The 20,568-nt window shown below is 70.1% G+C and carries 22 protein-coding genes and 1 riboswitch; of the genes, 14 read left to right on the forward strand and 8 right to left on the reverse strand.

Going from position 1 to position 20,568, the window contains the following annotated elements; genetic code table 11:
• The first annotated feature begins 3 nt into the window (after positions 1-3).
• The 6 genes from ACWC21_RS29520 to ACWC21_RS29545 all read left to right on the forward strand — a co-directional run bounded on the left by ACWC21_RS29520 (position 4) and on the right by ACWC21_RS29545 (position 4,835).
• Positions 4-507 (forward strand): ATP-binding protein, encoded by a 504-nt coding sequence (locus ACWC21_RS29520; protein WP_450886120.1) that lies wholly within the window; start codon positions 4-6, stop codon positions 505-507.
• A gap of 92 nt (positions 508-599) precedes the next feature.
• Positions 600-1,406: a polysaccharide deacetylase family protein gene (locus ACWC21_RS29525; RefSeq protein WP_450886122.1), complete on the forward strand. Its 807-nt coding sequence runs from the start codon at positions 600-602 to the stop codon at positions 1,404-1,406.
• Positions 1,406-2,593, forward strand: a complete 1,188-nt coding sequence (locus ACWC21_RS29530) for a YncE family protein (RefSeq protein ID WP_450886123.1) — start codon at positions 1,406-1,408, stop codon at positions 2,591-2,593. Before ACWC21_RS29525 ends, ACWC21_RS29530 begins: the two co-directional genes overlap by 1 nt.
• A 225-nt stretch (positions 2,594-2,818) precedes the next feature.
• Positions 2,819-3,730 (forward strand): helix-turn-helix domain-containing protein, encoded by a 912-nt coding sequence (locus ACWC21_RS29535; RefSeq protein WP_450886125.1) that lies wholly within the window; start codon positions 2,819-2,821, stop codon positions 3,728-3,730.
• Between the two features lie 60 nt (positions 3,731-3,790).
• A complete protein-coding gene (locus ACWC21_RS29540; protein ID WP_355938530.1) occupies positions 3,791-4,003 on the forward strand; it encodes an EF-hand domain-containing protein in 213 nt (70 codons plus the stop codon).
• A 169-nt stretch (positions 4,004-4,172) separates the two neighbouring features.
• Positions 4,173-4,835 carry an NADPH-dependent F420 reductase gene (locus ACWC21_RS29545; RefSeq protein WP_450886127.1) on the forward strand — a complete coding sequence of 221 codons (663 nt, stop codon included), beginning with the start codon at positions 4,173-4,175 and terminating at the stop codon, positions 4,833-4,835.
• A gap of 19 nt (positions 4,836-4,854) precedes the next feature.
• On the opposite strand, the gene ACWC21_RS29550 is transcribed toward ACWC21_RS29545, so the two are convergent.
• Positions 4,855-5,412, reverse strand: a complete 558-nt coding sequence (locus tag ACWC21_RS29550) for a GH25 family lysozyme (protein WP_450886129.1) — start codon at positions 5,410-5,412, stop codon at positions 4,855-4,857.
• Positions 5,413-5,523: 111 nt separating this feature from the next.
• Positions 5,524-6,555, reverse strand: a complete 1,032-nt coding sequence (locus ACWC21_RS29555) for a phosphatidylinositol-specific phospholipase C domain-containing protein (RefSeq protein WP_450886130.1) — start codon at positions 6,553-6,555, stop codon at positions 5,524-5,526.
• Between the two features lie 191 nt (positions 6,556-6,746).
• Here ACWC21_RS29555 and ACWC21_RS29560 point away from each other — a divergent pair, with 191 nt between their 5' ends.
• The 3 genes from ACWC21_RS29560 to ACWC21_RS29570 all read left to right on the forward strand — a co-directional run bounded on the left by ACWC21_RS29560 (position 6,747) and on the right by ACWC21_RS29570 (position 8,882).
• Entirely contained in the window at positions 6,747-7,112 is a 366-nt protein-coding gene (locus ACWC21_RS29560; RefSeq protein ID WP_450886132.1) for an STAS domain-containing protein, read from the forward strand.
• 120 nt (positions 7,113-7,232) lie between these two features.
• Positions 7,233-8,276 (forward strand): YihY/virulence factor BrkB family protein, encoded by a 1,044-nt coding sequence (locus ACWC21_RS29565; RefSeq protein ID WP_450886134.1) that lies wholly within the window; start codon positions 7,233-7,235, stop codon positions 8,274-8,276.
• Positions 8,277-8,330: 54 nt separating this feature from the next.
• Positions 8,331-8,882 carry a phosphatase PAP2 family protein gene (locus tag ACWC21_RS29570; protein ID WP_450886136.1) on the forward strand — a complete coding sequence of 184 codons (552 nt, stop codon included), beginning with the start codon at positions 8,331-8,333 and terminating at the stop codon, positions 8,880-8,882.
• A gap of 204 nt (positions 8,883-9,086) precedes the next feature.
• On the opposite strand, the gene ACWC21_RS29575 is transcribed toward ACWC21_RS29570, so the two are convergent.
• From ACWC21_RS29575 to gcvT, 6 genes are all read right to left on the reverse strand, one after another.
• Positions 9,087-9,506 carry a PIN domain-containing protein gene (locus ACWC21_RS29575; RefSeq protein WP_450886138.1) on the reverse strand — a complete coding sequence of 140 codons (420 nt, stop codon included), beginning with the start codon at positions 9,504-9,506 and terminating at the stop codon, positions 9,087-9,089.
• Entirely contained in the window at positions 9,506-9,748 is a 243-nt protein-coding gene (locus tag ACWC21_RS29580; RefSeq protein ID WP_093498964.1) for a type II toxin-antitoxin system VapB family antitoxin, read from the reverse strand. The genes ACWC21_RS29575 and ACWC21_RS29580 overlap by 1 nt, the downstream gene beginning before the upstream one ends.
• Positions 9,749-10,123: 375 nt before the next feature.
• Positions 10,124-11,491: an L-serine ammonia-lyase gene (locus ACWC21_RS29585; protein ID WP_450886139.1), complete on the reverse strand. Its 1,368-nt coding sequence runs from the start codon at positions 11,489-11,491 to the stop codon at positions 10,124-10,126.
• 75 nt (positions 11,492-11,566) lie between these two features.
• A complete protein-coding gene (glyA, locus tag ACWC21_RS29590) occupies positions 11,567-12,835 on the reverse strand; it encodes a serine hydroxymethyltransferase (protein ID WP_450886140.1) in 1,269 nt (422 codons plus the stop codon).
• 14 nt (positions 12,836-12,849) lie between these two features.
• Positions 12,850-13,227, reverse strand: coding sequence for a glycine cleavage system protein GcvH (gene gcvH, locus ACWC21_RS29595; RefSeq protein ID WP_388796954.1), 378 nt, complete (start codon positions 13,225-13,227; stop codon positions 12,850-12,852).
• Between the two features lie 118 nt (positions 13,228-13,345).
• A complete protein-coding gene (gene gcvT / locus ACWC21_RS29600; RefSeq protein WP_450886142.1) occupies positions 13,346-14,479 on the reverse strand; it encodes a glycine cleavage system aminomethyltransferase GcvT in 1,134 nt (377 codons plus the stop codon).
• Positions 14,480-14,661: 182 nt separating this feature from the next.
• A riboswitch (glycine riboswitch) is annotated at positions 14,662-14,762 on the reverse strand.
• 146 nt (positions 14,763-14,908) lie between these two features.
• Here gcvT and ACWC21_RS29605 point away from each other — a divergent pair.
• The 5 genes from ACWC21_RS29605 (at position 14,909) to ACWC21_RS29625 (ending at position 20,523) form a co-directional block, all read left to right on the forward strand.
• Positions 14,909-15,586, forward strand: a complete 678-nt coding sequence (locus ACWC21_RS29605) for an AAA family ATPase (protein WP_450886230.1) — start codon at positions 14,909-14,911, stop codon at positions 15,584-15,586.
• Between the two features lie 72 nt (positions 15,587-15,658).
• On the forward strand, positions 15,659-16,450 hold the full coding sequence (locus ACWC21_RS29610; RefSeq protein ID WP_450886144.1) for an enhanced serine sensitivity protein SseB: 792 nt from the start codon (positions 15,659-15,661) through the stop codon (positions 16,448-16,450).
• Positions 16,451-16,529: 79 nt separating this feature from the next.
• Complete coding sequence (locus tag ACWC21_RS29615) at positions 16,530-17,363, forward strand: enhanced serine sensitivity protein SseB C-terminal domain-containing protein (protein WP_450886145.1); 834 nt, start codon at positions 16,530-16,532, stop codon at positions 17,361-17,363.
• Positions 17,364-17,717: 354 nt separating this feature from the next.
• Positions 17,718-18,716 carry an ABC transporter permease gene (locus ACWC21_RS29620; RefSeq protein ID WP_450886147.1) on the forward strand — a complete coding sequence of 333 codons (999 nt, stop codon included), beginning with the start codon at positions 17,718-17,720 and terminating at the stop codon, positions 18,714-18,716.
• Positions 18,717-18,771: 55 nt separating this feature from the next.
• The gene (locus tag ACWC21_RS29625; RefSeq protein WP_450886148.1) at positions 18,772-20,523 is read left to right on the forward strand and encodes an ABC transporter substrate-binding protein; all 1,752 of its coding nucleotides are present in this window, start codon (positions 18,772-18,774) and stop codon (positions 20,521-20,523) included.
• The last annotated feature ends 45 nt before the right edge of the window (positions 20,524-20,568 follow it).

Raw genomic sequence — 20,568 nt, forward strand, 5'->3', positions numbered from 1 at the left:
GGCATGGCGGGGCTGGAGGGCATGGAACAGCCGCGGGGACACAGCCGTGCGGCCGCGGCGCGCTGGTCGCCCGCGGTCGAGGACGAACGGGCGCTGAAGGCACTGGAGTTGTTCGGCAACCCGACGGATGCCGAGGTCCCGCTGCCGTCCCGGCCGGAGTCGGCGGCCACCGCCCGCCGGCTCGCCCAGGTCGTCGTTCTGCGCCAGTGGGCACTCACCCCGAAGACGACGGAGGACGTCGTCCTGCTCGTCTCCGAACTCGTGGGCAACGCCGTACGGCACACCGGCGCCCGTGTCTTCGGTCTCCGTATGCGCCGCCGTCGCGGCTGGCTCCGCGTCGAGGTCCGCGACCCCTCCCGTGGCCTGCCCTGTCTGATGCCGGTTCAGGAGATGGACATCAGCGGGCGGGGCCTGTTCCTGGTCGACAAGCTCTCCGACCGCTGGGGCGTGGACCTGCTGCCGCGCGGCAAGACGACGTGGTTCGAGATGAGGGTCGCCGACCGGTGACCTGCGCCGCCTCGCGGTGTGATGTCCGGCGCGACCCGCAGGTCGTCCCCTATTGGGGTTAATCGCCGGTTTTCTTACCATCCGCCCCTTAAATGGTGCGGGTGACCACCACCAACCGACGCGGGATGCTCCGTGCGGGCGCCGGGCTCGCCGCCGGGGGCGCGCTCGCTGCCGGCTGCGCGGGGACAGGCGTCCCCACGAGCCCTGCGGCCACCGCCGCGTCCGCCACCCGGACCGACGCCTCCGGCCATCCGGCGGCCACGGCACGGGCGGCCCCGCTCCCACGCGCCTTCCCGCAGCACCCCGTGCAGATCACCCATGGCCCGCGCACCCGCTCCGCCGTCGCCCTCACCTTCCACGGCCAGGGCGAACCCGCCCTCGCCCGCCGCCTGCTGACCGAGGCCGAGCGGCAGGGGGCCCGGATCACCGTGCTCGCCGTCGGCAGCTGGCTCGACGAGCATCCCGACCTGGCCCGCCGGATCCTGGACGGCGGCCACGACCTCGGCAACCACACCCAGCGCCACCTCGCGATCAACGCCATGTCCGAGGCCGACGCCCGCACCGAGATCACCGGGTGCGCGGACCGCCTCAGGCGGCTCACCGGCTCCATCGGCACCTGGTTCCGCCCCTCCCGCGCCCGGTCCGCCTCCTCACTGGTCACCCGGCTGGCCAGGGAGGCCGGCTATCCGCACGTGCTGTCGTTCGACGTCGACTCGCTCGACTACACCCGGCCCGGCGCCCCCGCCGTGACCCGCACGGTCCTGGACCGGGTCCGCGCCGGATCCGTGGTGAGCCTGCACTTCGGATATCCGGACACGGTCGCCGCCCTGCCCGCCGTACTCCAAGAACTCGGCCGCCGTGGACTGCGCGCGGTCACCACCACGGAGCTGCTGAGCTGATGCATCCCACCCACGCCGCCCGCGCCCTGGCCGCCGGCTGTGCCCTCGCCGCCCTGACGCTGCTGTCCGCGTGCGGCGGCGGAACCCAGCACCACAACGACGAGGCGTACGGCAGCGACGCGCCCGTCCGACCGCCCGCGAACAGGCTGCGGGCCGACGGGCTGCCCGGGATGCCGCCCGTGCTCGACCCGGCCGACGTGTACGCCGCCGACCGCCCGAACCGGCTCTCGCCGGTGGTGAAGGGCTTCCCGTCCCGGGTCTACGTGCCCAACACCAACTCCGACACCGTCACCGTGATCGACCCGAAGACGTACGAGGTCATCGAGACGATCCCGGTGGGCCGCCAGCCCCAGCACGTGGTGCCCTCCTGGGACCTGAAGACGCTCTGGGTCAACAACGACCGGGGCAACAGCCTCACCCCCATCGACCCGAGGACGGGGAAGGCGGGCCGGCCGGTCGCCGTCCACGACCCGTACAACCTGTACTTCACGCCGAACGGCAGATACGCCATCGTGATGGCCTCCCTCGACCGTGAACTGGTCTTCCGCGACGCCCACACCATGAAGAAGGCGAAGACCGTCCACGTCGGCTGCGCCGGCGTCAACCACGCGGACTTCTCCCTCGACGGCCGGTACTTCATCGTCTCCTGCGAGTTCAGCGGCGAACTGCTGAAGGTCGACACCGAGAAGATGAAGGTGATCGGCCAGCAGAAACTGCCGCTGCACGGCGCCATGCCGCAGGACGTCAAGGTCTCGCCCGACGGCAAGAGGTTCTACGTCGCCGACATGATGGCCGGCGGGGTGTGGATCCTGGACGGCGACACCTTCGGTGAACCGGAGCTCCTCACCACCGGCGCCGGCGCCCACGGGCTGTACGTCAGCCGGGACTCACGCGAGATGTACATCTCCAACCGGGGCGAGGGCACCGTCTCCATTTTCGACTTCACCCAGAACCGGCTGACCGCGAAATGGCACCTGCCCGGCGGCGGCAGCCCCGACATGGGCGGGGTCTCCGCCGACGGCAAGGTCCTGTGGCTGTCCGGCCGCTACGACTCCGAGGTCTACGCCATCGACACCCGCACCGGCAGAGAGCTGGCCCGCATCCCGGTCGGCAGCGGCCCGCACGGCCTGGCCGTCTACCCCCAGCCGGGCCGCTACTCGCTCGGCCACACCGGCATCTTCCGCTAGGGGGTGTTTCGAAAGTCCCGCACAGCACCCACGGCGCCCGGCACGCACTCTCGCCGCACCGGCCGAAAACCCAAGTACGTCCAGTACGAGGGCTTTCGTCCGGCACGCCGAGAGCACGCACCGGACACCGCGGGCACCGCACAGGACTTTCGAAACACCCCCTGGCACCCGTCCGGCGGGTCACCCCTTGAGTCTCCACCCGCTGGAGGGTCCAGACTCGCCGGTGTGAGCGCAGACGGCACCCCCCTCCTCACCATCGGCGAGCTGGCGCGGGCCACCGGACTGACCGTGCGGACCATCCGCTACTGGTCCGACGAGGGCGCCCTGCCCCCGGTGGCCCGCTCCGCGGGCGGATACCGGCTGTACGACGCCGGGTCCGTCGCCCGGCTGGAACTGATCCGCACCCTGCGCGAGCTGGGTCTCGGCCTGGCCCCGGTGCGTCAGGTGCTGGCCGGTGAGACGACGGTCGCGGAGGTGGCGGCCACCCATGTGGCGGCGCTCGACGCGCAGATCCGGTCGCTGCGGGTGACCCGGGCGGTGCTGTCCACGGTGGCGCGGCGTGGTGCGAGTGCGGAGGAGACGACCCTGATGAACAGACTGGCGCGGCTGTCGGCGGCCGAGCGGCAGCGGATCGTGGACGAGTTCGTGGACGAGATCTTCCACGACCTGGACACGGCCGACCCATGGATCCGGGAGCGGACGCGGAGCATCGGCGTGAGCCTGCCGGACGATCCCCGCCCGGAGCAGGTCGACGCCTGGGTGGAGCTGGCGGAACTGCTGCAGAACCCGGACTTCCGGGCCGCGATGCGCAGGATGATCGAGTACAACGCCGCCGACCGCGGCCCCGACGACCCGGCCGGCTCCTCGGCGCGGTTCTTCCAGCGGCTCTTCGAACTGGTCGGCGACGCGCGTGCGCGGGGCGTGGCGCCCGGCCACCCGGAGGCGGACTCCGTGCTGGCCGAGCTGCTGGGCGCGGACACCGGCCGGGCGGCCGTCCTGCGGCGCATCGATCCGGGCAACGAGGTCGCCCGCTACCGGGAGTTGGCGGCCGCCATCAAGGGTGAGACGGAGCCCCCGAGCCACCAGGAGGAGTTCGCCTGGGTGGTCGCCGCACTGAAGGCCTGGCCGGGCCGTTAATCTGACCTGCGTCAGGACGACAGCAAGACAGAAGAAACGCGACGCAAAAGGGGCGGATCGGTGGCGGACATCGAGGAAGCACGCAAGCAGTTCCAGCGGATCGATGCGGACGGTGACGGTTTCATCACCGCCGCCGAGTTCAAGTCGGCCCTCGCCCAGGGCGGCGACTGGAACGTCACCGACACGGTGGCCGAGGCCGTCATCAGGACCCGCGACCTCAACGGCGACAAGGTGCTCTCGTTCGACGAGTTCTGGGCGTACCTGAACAAGTGACGCCGCGAGAAGGGGGGCGCCCGGACGGGCGCCCCCCTTCCTCATGCCCGGGTCGCGATCGGGTCTCACGACCGTCACCCGGTTGCCGCACCGGCGGAATAGCCCACCCGACCCCGGGGTTACCCGGCACGACAAGCGCATGCGCTGCATCAACCCGGAAGGGTCTGTCATGAAGATCGGCATCATCGGCGCGGGCAACATCGGCGGCAACCTCACCCGGCGGCTCACCGCCCTCGGCCATGACGTCTCCGTCGCCAACTCCCGCGGCCCGCACACGCTCACCGAACTGGCCGAGGAGACCGGCGCGACCCCCGTACCGGCCGAGGAGGCGGCGCGTGGCGCGGAGGTCGTGGTCGTCACCGTCCCCCTGAAGGCGGTCCCGGATCTGCCGAAGGGCCTGCTGGACGGGGCGGCCGAGGGCGTCGCCGTGATCGACACCGGCAACTACTACCCGCAGCAGCGGGACGGCCGTATCGCGGAGATCGAGGACGACGGCCTCACCGAGAGCCGCTGGACCGAACGCCACCTCGGCCACCCCGTCGTCAAGGCGTTCAACGGCACCTACGCCCAGGACATCCTCGACCGCCCGCTCCCGGCCGGCGACCCCCACCGCATGGCCCTGCCGGTGGCCGGCGACGACGAGGCGGCCAAGGCGAAGGTGCGGGCGCTGATCGACGAACTGGGGTTCGACACGGTCGACGCGGGCGGCCTCGACGACTCCTGGCGCCAGCAGCCCGGCACCCCGGTCTACGGGCTCAGGGCCGGCGAGGACGCCGTGCGGAAGGCCCTCGCGGAGGCGCCCGAGGAGCGCCCGGCGGACTTCCGGGGATAGGACCCCTCCGGGGTCGCCGTCAGGTCTTCCTCGTCCATTTCCGCAGCGCGTCCTCGTCCGGGAAGTGCGCCACGTTCTTGTCGTGCGGTTCGTCGGTGTACTGGTGGAACAGCCACTTCGCCTTGATGCGCGGATGCCCGGCGGAAACGTAGTCCGCGATCCAGAGGCCGTCGCCGGCCTGCGAGGTCGTGTCGATGTCGAGCCAGAAGTGCCGGTTCGCGTACAGCACGACCCGGTTGTGCGGGCGCAGTTGCGCCAGCTTCCGTATGAACCGGTCCTTCTCGGCGTTGCTCGCGTGCGTCCCCTCGCTGGTCGTCTCCCAGTCGACGGCGAGGATGTCGCCCGCCTTCTCGGGGGCGTGCCTGACGAAGTACTCGGCCTGCGCGGTGAGGTCGCCGGGCCACAGGAAGTGGTAGAAGCCGACGACCAGACCGGCGTCCCGGGCGGTCTTCGTCTGGGCGGAGAGTCTGGGATTGACGTACGAACGGCCCTCCGTCGCCTTGATGAAGGCGAAGGAGAGGCCGTCCGTGTCGTACGACGAGGACTGGAACGCGCTCACGTCGATTCCGTGCAACATGGGGGACTCCCTGAGTGTCAGTGGGGGTGACAGGAGTTGACTGCTTTATGCCCCACACTGGCACGCGCGATCCGTGGCCGAAGTGGAATCGCGGAATCCGTCCCGGGGTCGTCAGCCGCGGGCGGTCACCGATCCCAGCACCGAGGCCGACTTCGCCGACCAGTCCGAGGTGATGATGGCGGCGTGGTCCGCGGCCAGCAGCGACAGCCGGGCCGCGACCTCGGCGTCCGTCGGGGCGGTCGAGGAGATGGCCGGGGACACGCCGTAGGCGTCCGTCATGATCAGGATGTAGTGGTTCGCGGAGTAGAAGGACGTCGCCCAGCCGTTGTTCACATACGTCGCCGCGTCGCCGTCGAAGAACACGAACCAGGGCCGGATGGAGGCGTCGTAGCGGCTGGTGCGCGGGTCGCCGCCGGCCGCGCCCAGTACCGCCGGGAAGGCCTGGGCCGCCGAGATGTTCCCCGCCGCGTAGAGGTCGCGCAGGTGGTCGCCGTACTCTTGGTCCGTCCAGTAGTGGTCGAACGGGTTGGCCTTCTCCACCGTGCCGGGGATCAGCTCGAAGAGGAACTTGCCCCTGAGGGCGTCCCGGGCCGGCCAGGCGTTCGCCCTGGCCGCCGCGTCCAGCGTGGAGTAGGTCGAGCCCAGCAGGTCGGACGGCTTGTAGACGCTGCTGCCCAGCTTCGACGCGACCAGGGAGTCGAACTCGTCGGGGCCGAGCCCGGCGTCGTTGTTGAAGCCGGCCTTCATCTCGACCTTGAAGACGATCGGCGCGTGGTCGGGGTGGAGCTGGTTCCAGGCCGCGATGTTGTCGAGGCAGCTGCCGAGGTCCTGGTTGCGGTCCTTGCTGTACAGGTCGCCGGGGGTGCTGGCGTGCTCGCAGTTGTTGTCGTCGCCCAGCGGGTTGCTGTGGCTCACCCGCCAGCGGTGGTTCACGCTGTCGGCGTAGACGTCGAGTTCGAGCAGCGAGGCGCCCGAGTCCAGCGCCTGGGCGAAATAGGTGTACTTGGACTTGTCGTACGCGTTGTGCGTACCGATCGCGGTGGTGTCGGAGAACTTCCCCGGCGCCGCATGGGCGTTGCCGGGCCCCACCAGTACCATCGCGGCGGCACCGAGCAGCGCCGCCAGCCGTCTGACCGTACGCACGTGAAATCCCCTTTGCTTTCGCCGAGTTGGTGGCAGCGTAGGGGTAAGCGGTTACTATGCGGTAGCCCTTGGTGGAACGGGAGACTCCGGGTCGGCAGGGCGAACCAGGTGTAACGCCCGTAGGATCCGGGGGAGCCTTCCGACCGGAAGTGCCGGCCGTGGACTCACCGAGCGTCGTTGTTGAGGGAAGTGTGGGAAACAACCGTCAACCGGCAGGGCCGGACCGTCTGACGATCACCAGCACGTCGGTCGACGGCACCGACGTCATCGCCGTGCGTGGGGAGATCGACCACGACACCGGCGACCCGCTCCGCCGGGCGCTGACGCTGCCCGACGGCGAGTCCGCCCCGCGGCTGGTGGTGGACCTCAGCGGGGTGACGTTCATGGACTCCAGCGGCATCAACCTGTTGATCGCCGCCCACCAGGCCGCCCAGGAGGCCGGGGGGTGGCTGCGTCTGGCCGCCCCGACCGAGTCCGTGCTGCGCACGATGCGGCTCGTCGGCCTGGATGCGGTCATCGACTGCCACCCCACCCTCCGCGACGCCCTCCACGACTGACGGCCGACGAGACCGTGCACGGCCGACCAGGCTGACCACGCCGACCATGCCAACTGCACCGACCCGGACAAACCGGACCCGGAGCAGGCGTGAGCGGGTGTCCGGGGGTACCCGGCGGTCATGAAGCTGCATGTTCCGGGTCGAAAAGACCAAGGCGGTGCCGAGCCCCCCTCCCCCCAGAAGGCGGGGCCCGGCCCCGAGGTCCAGCGGCGCGAACCGGACGCGCCGAAGAAACTGCCGAAGCGGGCGTGGGGGGCGATCCTCAAGGGGAGCCTGCGGGAATTCAAGGACGACGAGCTGACCGACCGCGCCGCGGCGCTGACGTACTACGGCGTCCTGTCGCTCTTCCCCGCGCTGCTGGTGCTGGTTTCACTGCTCGGGCTCACCGGGAAGTCGGCCACGGACACGGTGCTGGCCAACCTCAGGAAGCTGACCCCCGGCTCGGCCCGTGACATCATCACCCGGGCCGTCGAGCAACTCCAGAACAACGCCGGCACCGGCTCGATCGTGGCCGTCGTCGGCATCGTGGTGGCGGTGTGGTCGGCGTCCGGGTACGTCGCGGCGTTCATCCGTGCGGCCAACCACGTCTACGACATCCCCGAGGGGCGCCCGGCGTGGAAGATCCTCCCGGTGCGCGTCGGGCTGACGGTGGTGCTGATGGTGCTCGCGGTGGCCAGTGCGCTGATCGTGGTCTTCACGGGCGCGCTGGCCCGCCAGGCCGGCCAGGCCCTCGGGATCGGCGACACCGCGCTGACGGTGTGGTCGATCGCCAAGTGGCCCGTCCTGGTGCTCCTGGTCACGATCATGATCGCGATCCTGTACTGGGCGAGCCCGAACGCCAAGGTGAAGGGCTTCCGGTGGATCACGCCGGGCAGCTTCCTCGCCCTGCTGATCTGGATGATCGCCTCCGCCGGGTTCGCCTTCTACGTCGCGAACTTCGGCTCGTACAACAAGACGTACGGCACCATGGCCGGCGTCATCGTCTTCCTGGTCTGGCTGTGGATCAGCAACCTCGCCATCCTGCTCGGACTGGAGTTCGATGCCGAGACGGCGCGGCAGCGGGCGATCACCGGCGGCCTGCCCCCGGACAAGGAGCCGTACACCGAGCCGCGCGACACCAGCACGTGGGACGAGGAGGACCTGCGGCGGCTGGACGAGCCGTGACCCGCCGCCACGACGGGCTGATTGTCGCCGGGCACTCCGGGATACCAGCAGCTCATGAGCTTGCTGACAGGTCTGAGTGAGATCGATGGACTCCTGACGCGGCAGGCGGCGTGCCGCATCCCGCCAGGGCTCGGCAAGGTGCTGTCAGCCGTGGAGGAGGTCGCCGAGAGCTCGAAGCTCTGGTACGGCGCCGCCACCGCGATGACATGGCTCGGCGGCCGGCGGGGCCGCCGGGCCGCGGCGACCGGCCTGGCGGCCCTCGCCGTCGCCCAGCTGGTGGCGAACGGCCTGTGCAAGCAGCTGGCCGACCGCCCCCGGCCGCCCGCGGACTGGTTCCCGCACGACGAGGTCGAGGACCGCCCCGATTCCTCCTCCTTCCCCTCCGGACACACCGCGGCCGCCGTCGCCTTCACCGCCGCCGTGGCCCCCTCCTGGCCGGCCGTCGGCGCCCTGTGCGCGGTACCGGCCGCCATGGTCGCCGTCGAACGAGTGCAGTCGGGCGCCCACTATCCCACCGACGTCGCCGCAGGCGCCGTGATCGGATTGACCGGCGCGTGGGCCGTCCGGCGCGCCCCGCGACTGCTGCTGCGGTTCGGCACCCGCTGACCTCCGGCGCGTGCCCGCCCGGGCTGCTCCCGCGGGTCGACCCGACCCGGGAGGCGGGCCCCGGCGGAACCTTGGCGTGCGACCGGACCCGTGCGGCGGGCGGTGGCCTGGAGTCTGGGCCTTCGGCCCTCACGCAGTCGCCGATGCCGATGCCGACGCGCTCCCTGGAGGAGTCGGTGGTCTCAAGTGCGGTCTCAGCACCGTTCAGCGGTCGGCGGTGCCTGGCGGCACGACCCACTCGGCAGGTTGGCCGGTGAGGGAGGCGATCATGTCGAAGTCGCCGTCGTAGTGCAGTACGGTCAGCCGGTTCAGCTCCGCTGTGGCGGCGATGAGGAGGCCGGGGAGTGACAGTGCCCGGTGGAAGCCTGCGTTGAGAGCGTGGCGCTGGACGTCCAGGGCGCGAGTGAAAGTGCGGTCGTCACTGCGCAGGTAGTCGAAGGCGTGGAGCCAGGTGCTGATTCGCGTTGCCTCTGCGGTGTCGCGGGCCGAGTGGATCATCTCGTACTCGGTGGCTTCGCAGACAGCGAGTAGGTGGCGTTCGTGGAGGGGCTTGAGTACCTCCCTGACGCCGGGTTTCGGCCAGCGCGCCAGAGCGGACTTGTCGATCAGGTAGCGGTCCTGCATCAGGCGGCTCGGTCGCCTTCGCGCTTGAGGGTTCCGTCGGCGTTGCGGGGGCCGGTGCTCTCGATGATCTCGCTGAAGTCGAAGTCGCCGGCGTCCATGGCGTCGAAGCCCTCCTGTCGCAGGTGCCGTTTGACGGCGTCCTCCATGGCGAGGCGTACGGCCTGGGCCTTTGTCTTGGTGCCGAAGATGCGCATGGCCTCGGCAACCATGGTCTCGTCGAGGTCGATCACTGTCCTTGCCATGGTGGCCTCCTCGGAGGATCGGTACAGCAAATGATATCAGTATGCCATTGCAGGCGATATCGTTTCCGCTGTCCGGTAGGCCCGCTGGTTGGTTGCGAACGCGGTCGGCCGGATGTCCGAGGTCCGCTGAGATGTCGTCGGCTGCGGCCCCCTCGTGCGGGTGGACCGGTGGCCTTCTGGGATTGCCGCACATGACGGCGCGCGGCCCGTGTACACACGGCCGGCAGATCTACGGGGGGAGAGCAGGGCCTGACGTGCCCGCGCCGTCGTGAACGTAGGGGAGAGGCCGACGAGTGCTGCCCCCGGGATGAGTCCGCAGCCGGGAAGGCCCTGACAGCACTGAAAGACACGAACGCGCTTGTCAGGCCCGTTTCCTCAGCACTCGATGATGTTCACCGCCAGCCCGCCCCGCGCGGTCTCCTTGTACTTCACGGACATGTCCGCCCCGGTGTCCTTCATCGTCTTGATGACCTTGTCCAGGGACACCTTGTGCGAGCCGTCGCCGCGCATCGCCATGCGGGCGGCCGTGACCGCCTTGACCGCGGCCATGCCGTTGCGCTCGATGCACGGGATCTGGACCAGGCCGCCCACCGGATCGCAGGTCAGGCCGAGGTTGTGCTCCATGCCGATCTCGGCGGCGTTCTCCACCTGCTCCGGGCTGCCGCCGAGGACCTCCGCCAGCGCGCCCGCCGCCATGGAGCAGGCGGAGCCGACCTCGCCCTGGCAGCCGACCTCGGCGCCGGAGATGGAGGCGTTCTCCTTGAAGAGCATGCCGATGGCGCCGGCGGCGAGCAGGAAGCGGACCACGCCCTCCTCGTCGGCGCCGGGGACGAAGTCCATGTAGTAGTGCAGGACGGCCGGGATGATGCCGGCCGCGCCGTTCGTCGGGGCGGTGACCACGCGGCCCCCGGCCGCGTTCTCCTCGTTCACGGCCATCGCGTAGAGCGTGATCCACTCCATCGCGCGGGCCAGCGGCTCGCCCTCGGCGCGCAGCTGGCGGGCGGAGACGGCGGCCCGGCGCCTTACCCTCAGGCCGCCCGGCAGTATGCCTTCGCGGGACATACCGCGCGCCACGCACGACCGCATCACCCGCCAGATCTCCAGCAGGCCCTCGCGGATCTCCTCGTCGGTGCGCCAGGCTCGTTCGTTCTCCAGCATCAGCGCGGAGATCGACAGGCCGGTCTCCCTGGTCAGGCGGAGCAGCTCGTCGCCGGTGCGGAAGGGGTACTTCAGGACCGTGTCGTCGAGCTTGATGCGGTCCGCCCCGACCGCTTCCTCGTCGACGACGAAACCGCCGCCGACCGAGTAGTACGTCTTCGTCAGGACTTCCGCGCCCTGCGTGTCGTAGGCCCACAGCGTCATGCCGTTGGCGTGGTAGGGGAGGGCCTTGCGGCGGTGCAGGACCAGGTCGTCGTCGAAGGTGAACGCGATCTCGTGCTCGCCGAGGAGGTTCAGCCGGCCCGACCGCTTGATCTCCTCGACCCGCTCGTCGGCCGTCTCCACGTCCACCGTGCGCGGCGAGGCGCCCTCCAGGCCCAGCAGCACCGCCTTCGGGGTGCCGTGCCCGTGGCCGGTGGCGCCGAGCGAGCCGTACAGCTCGGCCCGGACCGACGCGACGGACGCGAGCAGGTCCTCGTTGCGCAGACGGCGGGCGAACATGCGCGCCGCGCGCATCGGGCCGACCGTGTGGGAGCTGGACGGGCCGATGCCGATCGAGAACAGGTCGAAGACCGATATGGCCACGGTGACTCCTCAGTGCGGGGGGTGGTGGGGCACCCGGTGTACAGGTACCGGGTGCCCCACCGGGGACTTGCTTTCTCAGGCCTTGTTCAGACCGGGGTACAGCGGGTGCCTGCCGGCCAGGGCCTTGACCCGGGCCTTCAGCGCCTCCGCGTCGTAGGACGGCTTCAGCGTCTCGGCGATCACGTCGGCGACCTCGGCGAAGTCCTCCGCCCCGAAGCCGCGGGTGGCCAGGGCCGGGGTGCCGATCCGCAGCCCCGACGTCACCATGGGCGGGCGCGGGTCGTTCGGGACGGCGTTCCGGTTGACCGTGATGCCCACCTCGTGGAGCCGGTCCTCGGCCTGCTGCCCGTCCAGCTCGGAGTTACGCAGGTCCACCAGGATCAGGTGCACGTCCGTACCGCCGGAGAGCACGTTCACACCGGCCTCACGGGCGTCGGCGGCGGTCAGCCGCTCGGCGAGGATCCGCGCGCCCTCCACCGTACGACGCTGCCGCTCCTTGAAGTCCTCGGACGCGGCGACCTTGAAGGAGACCGCCTTCGCCGCGATCACGTGCTCCAGGGGACCGCCCTGGAAGCCCGGGAAGACGGAGGAGTTCAGCTTCTTCGCGAACTCCTTCTTCGCCAGGATGATGCCGCCGCGGGGGCCGCCGAGGGTCTTGTGGGTGGTGGAGGTGACCACGTCCGCGTACGGCACCGGGTTGGGGTGCAGCCCGGCGGCGACCAGGCCCGCGAAGTGCGCCATGTCGACCCACAGGTACGCCTCGACCTCGTCGGCGATCCGGCGGAACCCGGCGAAGTCCAGCTGCCGCGGGTACGCCGACCAGCCCGCGATGATCACCTTCGGCCGGTGCTCCTTGGCCAGCCGCTCCAGCTCGGCCATGTCGACCAGGCCGGTCACGGGGTCCACGTGGTAGGCGACCACGTCGAACTGCTTGCCGGAGAAGTTCAGCCGCATGCCGTGGGTGAGGTGGCCGCCGTGCGCCAGGTCCAGGCCGAGGATGGTGTCACCGGGCTGGGCGAGCGCGAACAGGGCGGCCTGGTTGGCGGAGGCGCCCGAGTGCGGCTGCACGTTGGCGTACTCGGCGCCGAACAGCTCCTTGACCCGGTCGATGGCGATCTGCTCGGCGACGTCGACGTGCTCACAGCCGCCGTAGTAGCGGCGGCCCGGATAGCCCTCGGCGTACTTGTTCGTCAGGACCGAGCCCTGCGCCTCCATCACCGCGAGCGGAGCGAAGTTCTCCGAGGCGATCATCTCGAGGGTGGACTGCTGGCGCTCGAGCTCGGCGTCGACCGCGGCGGCGATCTCCGGGTCCAGCTCGTGCAGGGACGTGTTCAGGACAGTCATACGGCTACGACTCCTCAGCCGGCGGTGTGGGCGACGTACTCGTCGGCGGAGAGCAGGTCGGCCGGCTCGTCCGTGACGCGTACCTTGAACAGCCAGCCGCCCTCGAAGGGGGCGGAGTTCACCAGCGACGGGTCGTCGACCACGTCCTCGTTGATCGCGGTGACCTCACCGGTGACCGGCGAGTACAGGTCGGACACCGACTTGGTGGACTCCAGCTCGCCGCAGGTCTCGCCCGCGGTCACCGTGGAGCCGACCTCGGGGAGCTGGGCGTAGACGACGTCGCCGAGCGCGTTGGCCGCGAACTCGGTGATGCCGACCGTCGAGACGCCGTCCTCGGCGGCCGACAGCCACTCGTGCTCCTTGCTGTAACGCAGCTGCTGGGGGTTGCTCATGGCCTGGATTCTCCTGTACGCGGGGGAGTGCTGGTGCATGCGGGACTGCTGGAAGCTTCTGTGAGCAGCGGAAGTGTGCGCAGGGTCACGTTCGGACGCCGGCGCATCCGCCCAGTGTCTACTTCTGCCGCTTGTAGAACGGCAGTGCCACGACTTCGTACGGCTCGTGGCTGCCCCGGATGTCCACGCCGACGCCCGGTGTGCCCGGCGCCGAGTGCGCCGCGTCGACGTAGGCCATGGCGATGGGCTTGCCCAGGGTCGGGGAGGGCGCACCGGAGGTGACCTCGCCGATCACCTCGCCGCCGGCGACCACCGGGTACCCGGCGCGCGGGACCCGGCGGCCCTCGGCGACCAGGCCGACCAGGACGCGCGGCGGGTTCTGCTCGGCCCGGGAGGCGGCCTCGGCCAGCGCCTCGCGGCCCACGAAGTCGCCCTCCTTCTCGAACTTCACCACCCGGCCGAGCCCGGCGTCGAAGGGGGTGAGCGAGGTGCTCAGCTCGTGCCCGTACAACGGCATCCCCGCCTCCAGCCGCAGCGTGTCCCGGCAGGACAGGCCGCAGGGCACCAGTCCGGCGCCCTCGCCCGCCTTGCTCAGCGCCTGCCACAGCTCGACCGCGTGCTCCGGCCGTACGAAGAGCTCGAAGCCGTCCTCGCCGGTGTAGCCGGTGCGCGCGATGAGCGCCGGGACGCCGGCGACGGTGCCGGGCAGGCCGGCGTAGTACTTCAGGCCGTCGAGGTCGGCGTCGGTGAGGGAGCCCAGGATGCCGGGGGACTCGGGGCCCTGGACGGCGATCAGCGCGTAGGCCTCCCGGTCGTCACGGACCTCGGCGTCGAAGCCGGCGGACCGCTCGGTCAGGGCGTCGAGCACCACCTGGGCGTTGGAGGCGTTGGCCACCACCATGTAGTGAGAAGACCCGGCCTCGGTGTCGGCCAGGCGGTAGACGATCAGGTCGTCCAGGATGCCGCCGTCGGCCCGGCAGATCATGGTGTAGCGGGCGCGGCCGACACCGACCGAGGCGATGTTCCCGACGAGGGCGTGATTCAGCAGGGCGGCGGCCTGCGGGCCGGTCACGGTGATCTCGCCCATGTGGGAGAGGTCGAAGAGCCCGGCCCTGGTCCGCACGGCGAGGTGCTCGTCGCGCTCGGAGCCGTAGCGCAGCGGCATGTCCCAGCCGGCGAAGTCGGTCATCGTCGCGCCGAGCGAGCGATGCAGCGCATCGAGCGCGGTACGGCGGGGTTCGGTACTGCTCATCGGTCGTCTCCCAGGGTATGGGGGCACCTCCCGCGCGAGCTCGTTCGAGCGTGGGGAAGGCGAGGTCGTTCCTCCCCATCTGTCATCGGAACCTGAGAGGTTCGCCATGATCGCCCCGAGGGGAGGCACGGCTTGCACCTTGGGTGGAGCCACTGTCGCAGCGGCCCGCTTTTCAGATGTGCCTCACCCGCGCGGTGACGGGGCCTGAGAGATTCAAGGGAGGGACTTGCTCCTTCGGCGCCCCGGCGAAGCTGCTGCCCGGGGACTCTCCCGCGCGGATTCAAACGGCCGGTATGCAGTTGGCGGGCACACTATAGCGCGTCACTTGTGACCGGGCTGTGGCACTACGGGCACCCAATCGGGAGACACCGTGCATTACCTTCTCTTTACATTCGGTGGGGAGAACCTTTCCTGACCACAGGGAGGACGATCACGGTGAACAGGACCTCGGCCTACGCGACGACCACGGGCGTCGCGGTGCCCCGGCAGCCCGCCGCCCCGGCCCGCGAGCGGCGCGGCCTGCGCCCGGCACCCGTCGTCCGCGACCTGCGCGACCGCGCCGGACACAGCCCGCACGGCCTGCTCTTCGGCCCCCGCGACCTGGTGGTGGTCACCGGCCTGCCCGGCAGCGGCAAGTCGACCCTGATGCACCGTGCCGTCGACGGCATCCGCATCGACTCCCAGGACGCCCGCGACCACTGGGCACACCGCATGCCCCGCTTCCTCCCCTACGCGGTGTACCGCCCCCTGGTCCGCCTCGCCCACTACGCGCGACTGCGCCGGGCCCTGCGGACCGGCGAGGGGGTCGTCGTACACGACTGCGGCACGCAGTCCTGGGTGCGCGGCTGGCTGTCCCGGGAGGCCAGGCGCCGGGGCGGCGCGCTGCACCTGCTGCTGCTCGACGTCGCGCCCGCCACGGCCCGGGAGGGCCAGCGCGAGCGCGGCCGGGGCGTCTCCCGGTACGCCTTCCTGCGGCACCGCAGGGCGGCCGCCCGGCTGCTGCGCGCGGTGGAGCGGGGCGAACTGCCCGAGGGCTGCGGCTCGGCGGTGCTGCTCGACCGGGACGCGGCCGACGTACTGCGCGGGATCGGCTTCGCGGACCGGTGAGACCCGCGAGCCGGGCGCAGGTACCCGCTAGCCTTTCAGCCACAACAGTTGGTCCCAGCAGGCGGTAGGCAGATGGACTTCCCGGCGGACTTTCCCGCGGACTTCCCGGCACAGACGCACCCACATTCGCACGGCGGATGGCCCGGCAACGAGCTGGAGGAGGTGCTGTCGGCCTCGTTCGGCATCCCCTCGGCGGGCGGCCGGATCATCGAGGTCCTGGGCCGCAGCTTCCTGTGGGTCCCGCTGCCCAACGGCCGCGGTGCGCCCGGCGGCCCGCTCGACCTGCCCACGGTGGAGATCGACGGCCAGGCGTACGTACCGGTGTTCAGCTCCGAGGAACAGTTCCGCCAGGTCGTCGGCGCCCACATGGCGTACACCGTCGCCCCCGCCGTGGAGTTCGCCCGCGGTCTGCCCCCGCAGGCCGGCATCGTCGTCAACCCGGACGGCATGCTGGGCGTCCCGCTTCCGCCGTCCGCGGTGGCCGAGCTGTGCCGCGCCGGACGCACCCCGCTGGACGGCCCCGCGAGCGGCGGCCGTGTCCGCCTCTACGAGCCCGACTGGCAGGAGGACCCGATCGACTTCCTCACCGCCGCCTCCGCCGAGTTCGCGGCGATCGGGGTCGTCCTCACCGCCCGCCGCTGCCTCGCCGTCATCGAGACGGCCGACCCGGTCATGTTCATAGGCGTCGAGCTCTCCCAGTGGGAGGGCGACCTCAGGGCACTGCCGCTCGAGGCGCTGGGCAGGGCGCTGGGGAGGGCTCCGGTGCAGTGGCCCGTCAACCTGGTCCTGCTGGACGTGACCGACGACCCGGTGGGCGACTGGCTGAAGACGAGCGTGCGGCCCTTCTACCAGTACGGTCACTGAGCCGCCCGGGCGCGGGGGACCACGGCCCGTTCACACCGCCGACGGACAGGCAGTCCGAAGTTCGTGGGCGCTTAAGCTGATGCCAAACGCGGGGCAACTTCTCGAAGGGGCGGTAAGACAGGTGAGCGCGAGCCGCAGCGGCAGCGTCGAGCACATGCTGCGCCAGGTGACGCCCGGGCGTTACGACGCCTACGAGGCGCTGCTCAGGGCGCTCGCGACCCCGGCTTCCGGCCAGGTGTGGATGCTCCTGTGGCACGGCCAGGCCGGCTCCCCCGACGCCCAGTACGGGAACATGGAGGTGGACGGCTGCGGCTACGCCCCCTGCGTCACCTCCGCCCAGGAACTGTCGGCCAGCGGCTGGAACCGGTCGTACGAAGTGGTCGACGCGGTCGACGTGGCCCGCACCCTCTACCCGGACCACTACGGCCTCTGGCTCAACCCGCACGCCCCGGGCGGCGGTGTCGGCGTCCCCTGGCTCGACCTGCGCCGCATCGCCACCGGCCTGGACCGCCAGCCCGCCGGTCCGCTGCGCCTGTCGGAACCGGGGATCGAGGTCCCGCAGTTCTACGCCCTGCTCGCGCAGAACGCGCACCGCACCCCGGCGGTCCGTTCGCTGCGCCGTGCCTGGGTGCAGCCCGCGCTCGGGGCGCCGTACCTCGCCATCGGCCTCGAGGTGTACGACACCTCGCCCCCGTCCGTGGACTCGGTGCGCGCGATGATGCAGCAGTCCATCGGGGCGGTCCCGGACGGACTGCCGGTGTCGACCGTCGCGATGTCCGACGAGTACGACCCCGTCGCCCTGTGGATGCGGGCCAAGGCCCGCCCGTTCTACGACCGTGAGGCGCACGCTCCCGTCCAGCCCCCGGCCCCGGCCGCCGGGTACGGTTACCCGTCGGCGCCCGGCGGCTACTGAACATCACCGAGCGCATCGGACCTCCGCGTTCCGTCTGCCGGCGGCACGCGGTCGGCACTTTTCTTCGCGCGTAGATCGCCGCCGATGGTCATGAAATGCCCGGAATAAGGCCTCATGTCCCAACTATCCCGCGTCCGAGGGCCGTTACCCGCTGTTCGGATAACGGAATCCTTCGAACAGCATCACGGTTACGCATACTTTCCCCGTCAGCTCTGGCGGGTGATCGCGACGACGCTGAAGACTCGCGACTCAGGCACGAGGTGGATGACTTCGTGAGCGAGTGTGCAAGTCGACAAAGCCGCAATCCGCGGCAGGCACAGGCCGGTCACCACCGGCGAGAGGGGTCGGGTCACTGTGACCGCACCGATCGAGACCACCGGGGCGGCAGCCGAGGCACAGCCGGAAGCTGTGCTCGAGGGTGCCGGTAAGGGGCAGATCGAGGGCCGTTCCCTGGGGCAGATCGCCTGGTCCCGGTTCAAGAGGGACAAGGTCGCCGTGGCCGGCGGCGTCATCGTGATCCTTCTGATCCTGGTCGCGATCCTCTCCCGCCCCATCCAGGCCATGTTCGGTCTCGACCCCAACGCCTTCCACCAGGACCTGATCGTGCCCGACACCTCGCTGCCCAAGGGCAGTTGGGGCGGCATGAGCCTGGACCACCCGCTGGGGGTGGACCCCAAGTTCGGCCGGGACATCGCCACCCGTGTGCTGGAAGGCTCCTGGGTGTCGCTGGTGGTCGCCTTCGGCGCCACGATCCTGTCGAACGTGATCGGCGCCGTCATGGGTGTCGTCGCGGGCTACTACGGCGGGCGGGTCGACTCGGTCATCAGCCGGCTGATGGACACGTTCCTCGCCTTCCCCCTCCTGCTTTTCGCGATCGCCATCTCCGCCACCCTCCAGGGCGGCGCGTTCGGCCTCAACGGGCTGCCGCTGCACCTGAGCGTGCTCATCTTCGTCATCGGCTTCTTCAACTGGCCCTACCTGGGCCGGATCGTGCGAGGCCAGACCCTCGCCCTGCGCGAGCGCGAGTTCGTGGACGCCGCCCGCGGCATGGGCGCCAAGGGCCCGTACATCCTCTTCCGCGAGCTGATGCCCAATCTGGTCGGCCCGATCATCGTCTACTCGACGCTGCTCATCCCCACCAACATCCTCTTCGAGGCGTCGCTGAGCTTCCTCGGCGTCGGCATCCAGCCCCCGCAGGCGTCCTGGGGCGGCATGCTCCGCGAAGCGGTCACCTACTACCAGGTCGATCCCCAATACATGATCGTGCCCGGTCTCGCCATCTTCGTGACCGTCCTGGCGTTCAACCTGCTCGGTGACGGTCTCCGCGATGCTCTCGACCCGCGCAGCCGCTGACGCATGCCGCCGAGAGCCCGAAAAGTTTCCAACAATGGAGGGGAAAGCGCCCATCATGCGAAGGTCAGCGCTGGCCGCGATCGCGGCCATCGGCTCCGCCAGTCTGCTCGTGGCAGGCTGCAGCAAGGCCGATGACAACAAGGACGGCAACGGAACCAAGTCCGCTGGGGCCAACGCCGCGACCAAGGGCGTCGTCAACGCCTCGGACAAGAAGGGTGGCACGCTCACCTACGAGCTGTCCGACGTCCCGGACTCGTTCGACCCGGGCAACACGTACTACGCGTACATGTACAACCTCAGCCGGCTGTGGGCCCGCCCGCTGATGACGTTCAAGCCCGGCGCCGGCGCGGAGGGCAACACCCTCGTCCCGGACCTCGCCGCGAGCAAGGGCGTCTCCAGCGAGGGCGGCAAGACCTGGACGTACAAGCTGCGTTCGGGCCTGAAGTACGAGGACGGCACGGCGATCACCTCGAAGGACGTCAAGTACGCCGTCGAGCGCTCCAACTTCGCGCGTGACGTGCTGTCGCTCGGCCCGAACTACTTCCAGCAGTTCATGAAGGACGGCGACAAGTACAAGGGTCCGTACAAGGACAAGAGCGCCAAGGGCCTCTCCTCCATCGAGACCCCGGACGCCACCACGATCGTCTTCCACCTGAAGCAGCCCTTCCAGGAGTTCGACTACCTGGTCGCTGCCCCGCAGACGGCTCCGGTGCCCCAGTCCAAGGACACGGGCGTCGACTACGTCAAGCACATCGTGTCCTCGGGCTCGTACAAGTTCCAGAGCTACGAGGACGGCAAGCAGGCCGTCCTCGTCCGCAACACGAACTGGGACCCGAAGACCGACCCGCTGCGCAAGCAGCTGCCGGACAAGATCGTCGTCAAGCTGAAGGTCAACGCGGAGACCATCGACCAGGACGTCCTGGCCGGTGACGCGATCGACCTGGCCGGTACGGGTGTCCAGGCCTCCACGCAGGCCAAGGTGCTCACCGACGCCTCGAAGAAGGCCAACACGGACAACACCTACGGTGGCCGCCTGGTCTACATGGCGATCAACACCAAGGTGAAGCCGTTCGACAAGCCCGAGTGCCGTAAGGCCGTGGAGTACGCGATCGACAAGGTCTCGGTGCAGACCGCCGAGGGCGGCCCGATCCGCGGTGACATCGCCTCCACCGTCCTGCCGCCGGACATCCCCGGCTACTCGAAGTCCGACGTCTACGCGACCTCCGGCAACAAGGGCGACGCGGCCAAGGCGAAGGACCAGCTCAAGGCCTGCGGCAAGTCGTCGATCTCGACCAACATCTCGGCCCGTTCCGACCGCCAGCAGGAGATCGACGCCGCCACGGCGATCATCGACTCGCTGAAGAAGGTCGGCATCAACGCCAGCCTGAAGCAGTACCCGTCCGGTAAGTACTTCACCGACTACGCGGGTGTGCCGAAGTTCACCGAGAAGCAGAACATCGGCCTGATCATGATGCAGTGGGGTGCCGACTGGCCCTCCGGCTACGGCTTCCTGCAGCAGATCCTGAACGGCAAGGCGATCAGCCAGTCCGGTAACACCAACCTGTCGCAGTACGACAACAAGGACGTCAACGACCTGCTGGGCAAGGCGATCGGCACTCCGGACACCTCCGAGCGCAACAGCCTCTACACGCAGATCGACAAGAAGACCATGGACGACGCGGTCCTGGTCCCGCTGACCTACTTCAAGGTCCTGCTGGGCCGCCCGCAGAACTACACCAACCTGGTTTCCACGTCGGCCTTCAGCGGTCAGTACGACTACCTCAACATCGGCGTCGCGTCGAAGTAGCAGCCCCGGAAGGCAGGTGAAGGCATTGGTGCCCGCGGGCTCAGC

It is taken from the genome of Streptomyces sp. NPDC001348, assembly GCF_053597535.1.